Consider the following 510-nt stretch of genomic DNA (forward strand, 5'->3'; position numbering starts at 1 on the left):
CAACATTGCATACCAATACCGCTATCGGTGCGGTGACTCGCCTGCAAGATATGGGGGTGGAGCCGTTCTTATTATCGTCTTCGCTTATTGGCGTGGTCGCGCAGCGCTTAGTACGTACCCTTTGTGCCCATTGTCATACGTGGCAAACGGCAGATAGTGAGCAAGCAAAGCTGTTCTCTGAGATTGGTATTGAAACTGATTCTAAAGATTCAGTGACGACAGCGCTCAAGCTACCAAAGCCTGTTGGCTGTGATAAGTGCAATCAGTCTGGGTTTAAAGGGCGTACAGCAATATATGAAGTCGTACCAATTGATGATACGTTAAGACGTATGATTCATAGTAATACTGCGGAGTATGAGCTTGAATCTTATGCTCGTCAAAAGACCCCATCGATTCGTGCTGATGGTTTGCATAAAGTGATAGCGGGACAGACGACATTAGAAGAAGTACTACGCGTCACCAAAGAAAGCGCCCTAACTGAGGACGCTATCATTGTATAATTGAAGCTAT

At 45.7% G+C, this 510-nt stretch carries 1 protein-coding gene; it reads left to right on the forward strand.

Annotation, left to right across the window (positions count from 1 at the left end; all coding sequences use genetic code 11):
* Nucleotides 1–500 (forward strand): GspE/PulE family protein (locus tag ACS8FD_RS24795; RefSeq protein WP_439277798.1); only part of this gene is annotated, 500 nt, incomplete at its 5' end.
* Nucleotides 501–510 lie beyond the last annotated feature (10 nt).

The organism is Psychrobacter sp. 1U2, from assembly GCF_051847575.1.